We start from the raw sequence: 3,974 nt of genomic DNA, 5'->3' as shown, positions 1-3,974 counted from the left end.
TCCTTTTTCTTCGGCACGACCTGTTCTTCCTATACGGTGCATGTAGTTTTCTGGAAAAGTAGGAACATCAATGTTGATAACGTGAGATATTTTATCAAGATCCAGTCCACGTGCCATAACATCTGTAGAAACAAGAATACGACTAGCTCCACTATCAAATAATTCAATAGAGCGCAATCGATAATTTTGAGTTTTGTTAGAGTGAATTACAGAAATCTCACTTCCGTAGTGTGGACTCATCACTTCTTGTAATCTATCAGCACTTTTTTTGTTACCTACAAAGACAAGTACTTTGTGAAAGGTAGTGGCATCACTCAACAAATGCATTAAGAGATTTGCCTTTGTATAAAAGTTCTCTACTTGATAACAAGTTTGATCTATATTTTCTAGTCTCGTACCAGAAACAGCGATAGAAATTTTATTAGGATTATAGAAGTAAGATTTGATAAAATCCTCTATTTGATCAGTCATCGTTGCCGAAAACATGATGTTTTGTCTCTTTCTAGGTAAATGATCAAAAATATTAGTAAGCTGGAATCTAAAACCTAAATCAAGCATCACATCTACCTCATCTATCACTACTTTTTTACAGTTTTTAAAACTTACCGTATTGCTTATGATTAAATCATACAATCTTCCTGGAGTTGCAACTAGGATATCTACACCTTGTGCATAGGCTTTTTTTTGTGTATTGATATTAGTTCCTCCATAAATACCCAGCACTCTTAAGTTCATGTATTTAGAGTACTCTTCAATATTTTGAGTCACTTGCACTACAAGTTCACGAGTAGGGACAAGCACTAGTACACGAGGATCATCTACTTGTGCATACTTCAGTTCATGTAATAGAGGTAGCATGTAACCTAATGTTTTACCAGTTCCTGTTTGCGCAATACCTATCATATCACGACCAGAAAGAATAACTGGAAATGCCTCTTCCTGTATAGGAGTCATGGTTTCAAAACCTAGCTCCTCAATACCATTTCTCAACGGTGTTTTAAGGTTAAGATCTGCAAAGGGTTTCATACTATAAATTTTTTGCAAAGATACCTTTTTAAAATAACCGAAGGTATCCATAAACAATAGTGTGAATGTGAACAAAGAGAGCTGTCCTTTTTGCTTTTACTTTTAAGTTTAAGTTTAAGTTTAAGTTTAAGTTTAAGTTTAAAAATAAGATTTTACTTAACGGTATCTTTGCACCATGCATTTAAGAAACATACACAGGTACGGTTACGACTTTGATAAACTGACCGCTACCCATCCAGAATTAGGAAAACATCTTATAGAAAACCCTTCAGGCGATGTAACGATAGACTTTAGTGACTCAGCTTCTATCCTAGAATTTAATACTGCCCTATTAAAACACCATTATAAAGTTAAATACTGGCGTTTACCAGAAGGTTCTCTGTATCCACCTATTCCAGGACGGGCAGATTATATTCATCATATATCAGATCTAGTAGGTAAAGGTGATAAAAACGGGCTTGATGTAGGTTGTGGTGCAAGCGCCATTTATCCTATCTTAGGAAATAACATTTACGACTGGAAAATGGTAGGCTGTGACGTCGCAGATGAAAGCATTGCGTTTGCAAAAAAGAACACTTCAAAAAATGACGCTATAGAAATACGTCATCAAGTAGATAAAGGAAATTTGTTTAAAAACGTTATACGTGAAGGCGAGAGTTATGATTTCACGATGTGTAATCCACCTTTTTATGGTAGTGAAGAAGAAGCAGTAAAGGCTAATCTGAGCAAACAGCGTAAATTAGGCACCTATGAAGAGCGTCGTAATTTTGCTGGTCACGCGCACGAGCTTTGGTGCAATGGTGGAGAAGCCTTATTCATTAAAAGAATGATTAAAGAATCTGTTGCTTTTAAAAGTCAAGTAGGATGGTTTACGTGTTTGCTTTCGCGAAAGCAAAACCTAAAAAAGCCATTGAAACAATTAGAAAAATTAGGTGCTGAAACAAAAGTCGTAGAAATGACTACTGGAAATAAACAATCCAGATTTGTAGCATGGAGATTTAAAGTGTAATTTTTAAATCTGTAAAGCTTATATATTTTAGGCTAAAAAAGAAAGAAGATGCCGCCTTGAGCGGGAAGATAAAGGAATTAATAATGGACGATAAAACTATTCAAAATTTAAGAGAAGCGCTGGAGTTTTCTCCAGATAATATTCCATTGAGATTACATCTTGCAGAGTCGCTACGTCTGGCTAATATGCTAGAAGAAGCTGAAGAAGAATACGAGATTATTTTACAGTATAATGCAGAGCCAAAAGCAAGAATAGGTCTCGCACTCATCTCTTACAAGCAAAAAAACTATTCCAAAGCGATCGTTATTTTAGAGAGTTTGATTCAGGAAGGAAATAAAGATCTAGACACCCATTTATTTTACACACGAGCTCTAGTCAGATCAAACGATACAGATCAAGCGATAGATGCCTACCAAGATTTATTGAAACACCATCCAGATTTTAGCGATAGTGAACTGGATAAAGAACTGAGAATGCCTTCTAACGCTCCAGATGGTTATGATGAAGACGACAATGATTTTGATGATGATTATGATGATGGCTACAATGAGTCTAGTGTCTTTATAGAAAAACCAGAAATGGACTTTAAAGATGTGGGCGGCATGGAAAACGTGAAGCGCGAGATCGATTTAAAAATCGTACAACCACTACTCCATCCAGAAATTTATAAAGCCTACGGAAAGAAAATAGGTGGTGGGATTTTACTTTATGGTCCTCCAGGATGTGGTAAAACTTATATTGCTAAGGCTACCGCTGGACAAATTAATGCCAAATTTATTTCTTTAAGCCTTAACGATATTCTAGATATGTGGATAGGTAATTCTGAAAAGAATTTGCACCGCATATTTGAAGTGGCTAGAAATAATACTCCTTGCGTTTTATTCATAGATGAGATCGATGCACTAGGCGCAAGTCGTAGTGATATGAAACAAAGTGCTGGTAAAAATTTGATCAATCAGTTTCTTCAAGAGTTAGATGGTATTTCTAATGATAATGAAGGTTTATTGATTTTAGGCGCGACTAACATGCCGTGGCATCTGGATACGGCTTTTCGTCGTCCAGGTAGATTTGATCGCATACTTTTTGTGCCGCCGCCAGATGCTCCTGCTCGTGAGGCTATTTTTGATTTAAAACTAGAAGAAAAACCTACTAAAGATATTGATACAACAGCACTGGCAAAAAAAGCTCCCGAATACTCTGGTGCTGACATTGAAGCGGTTATCGATATTGCTATTGAAAATAAACTAGAAGAAGCTATAAAGTCTGGAATGCCTCAACCTCTTACTACAAAAGACCTTTTGAGATCGCTTAAACAGCACAAACCTAGTACTAAAGAATGGTTTACTACGGCTAAGAATTTTGCTGTTTATGCAAATGAATCTGGACTTTATGATGATATACTTCATTATTTGAAATTGAAAAAATAATGATAGACGCTATTTACGATAGAGCCTACCTACTCTACCAGCAAAACAGATATGCTCAAGCTGAGGACTTGCTTAATCAAGCACTTACTCAAGACCCAAATAATATATATTGTTTGCACTTGCTCGCCGAGGTAAACCTAGCACAAGACGATCCTAAAAAGGCAAAACACTTTATAGACATCGCCATAGGACTAGCGCCGCACATGGACGCTTTATTTGCCACTAAGGCAAAGGTGATGCTTAACGTAGAGAAGTATGATGATGCAGAGAATTTATTAAAACAAGCCATTCAACTCAATGCGCAAGAAGCCTCGTATTATGCGATGCTGGCTCATATCTCGCTTTCGCGAAAGCGGTATAAGGAATCAGAACAACTGGCAGAAAAGGCTTTATCTCTAGACCCTGCAAATTTGCTTGCTTTAAATGTGAAAAGTACAGCACAACTGAAACAGAATAAAAAAAGAGAATCTGAGGAAACTCTTAAAGGAGCGCTGGGAGAAAATCCAGAGGAT

4 protein-coding genes are annotated in these 3,974 nt (G+C 36.6%); 3 read left to right on the top strand and 1 reads right to left on the bottom strand.

Annotation, left to right across the window (positions count from 1 at the left end; genetic code table 11):
* Positions 1 to 1,026: DEAD/DEAH box helicase (locus A9Q93_RS08895; protein WP_303687043.1), on the bottom strand; the 1,026-nt coding region annotated here is incomplete at its 3' end.
* Between the two features lie 175 nt (positions 1,027 to 1,201).
* On the opposite strand from A9Q93_RS08895, the gene rlmF reads away from it, so the two are divergent.
* The 3 genes from rlmF to A9Q93_RS08880 form a co-directional block, all read left to right on the top strand.
* Complete coding sequence (gene rlmF / locus A9Q93_RS08890; RefSeq protein ID WP_303687042.1) at positions 1,202 to 2,035, top strand: 23S rRNA (adenine(1618)-N(6))-methyltransferase RlmF; 834 nt, start codon at positions 1,202 to 1,204, stop codon at positions 2,033 to 2,035.
* 56 nt (positions 2,036 to 2,091) lie between these two features.
* Positions 2,092 to 3,462 carry an AAA family ATPase gene (locus A9Q93_RS08885; RefSeq protein ID WP_303687041.1) on the top strand — a complete coding sequence of 457 codons (1,371 nt, stop codon included), beginning with the start codon at positions 2,092 to 2,094 and terminating at the stop codon, positions 3,460 to 3,462.
* Positions 3,462 to 3,974: tetratricopeptide repeat protein (locus A9Q93_RS08880; protein ID WP_303687040.1), on the top strand; the 513-nt coding region annotated here is incomplete at its 3' end. The genes A9Q93_RS08885 and A9Q93_RS08880, both read left to right, overlap by 1 nt.

Origin of the sequence: Nonlabens dokdonensis, from assembly GCF_002162835.1 — a bacterium.
Lineage (GTDB): Bacteria > Bacteroidota > Bacteroidia > Flavobacteriales > Flavobacteriaceae > Nonlabens > Nonlabens dokdonensis_B.
Note: the sequence above shows the minus strand (reverse complement) of the source record. Positions and strands in the feature narration are given on the sequence as shown.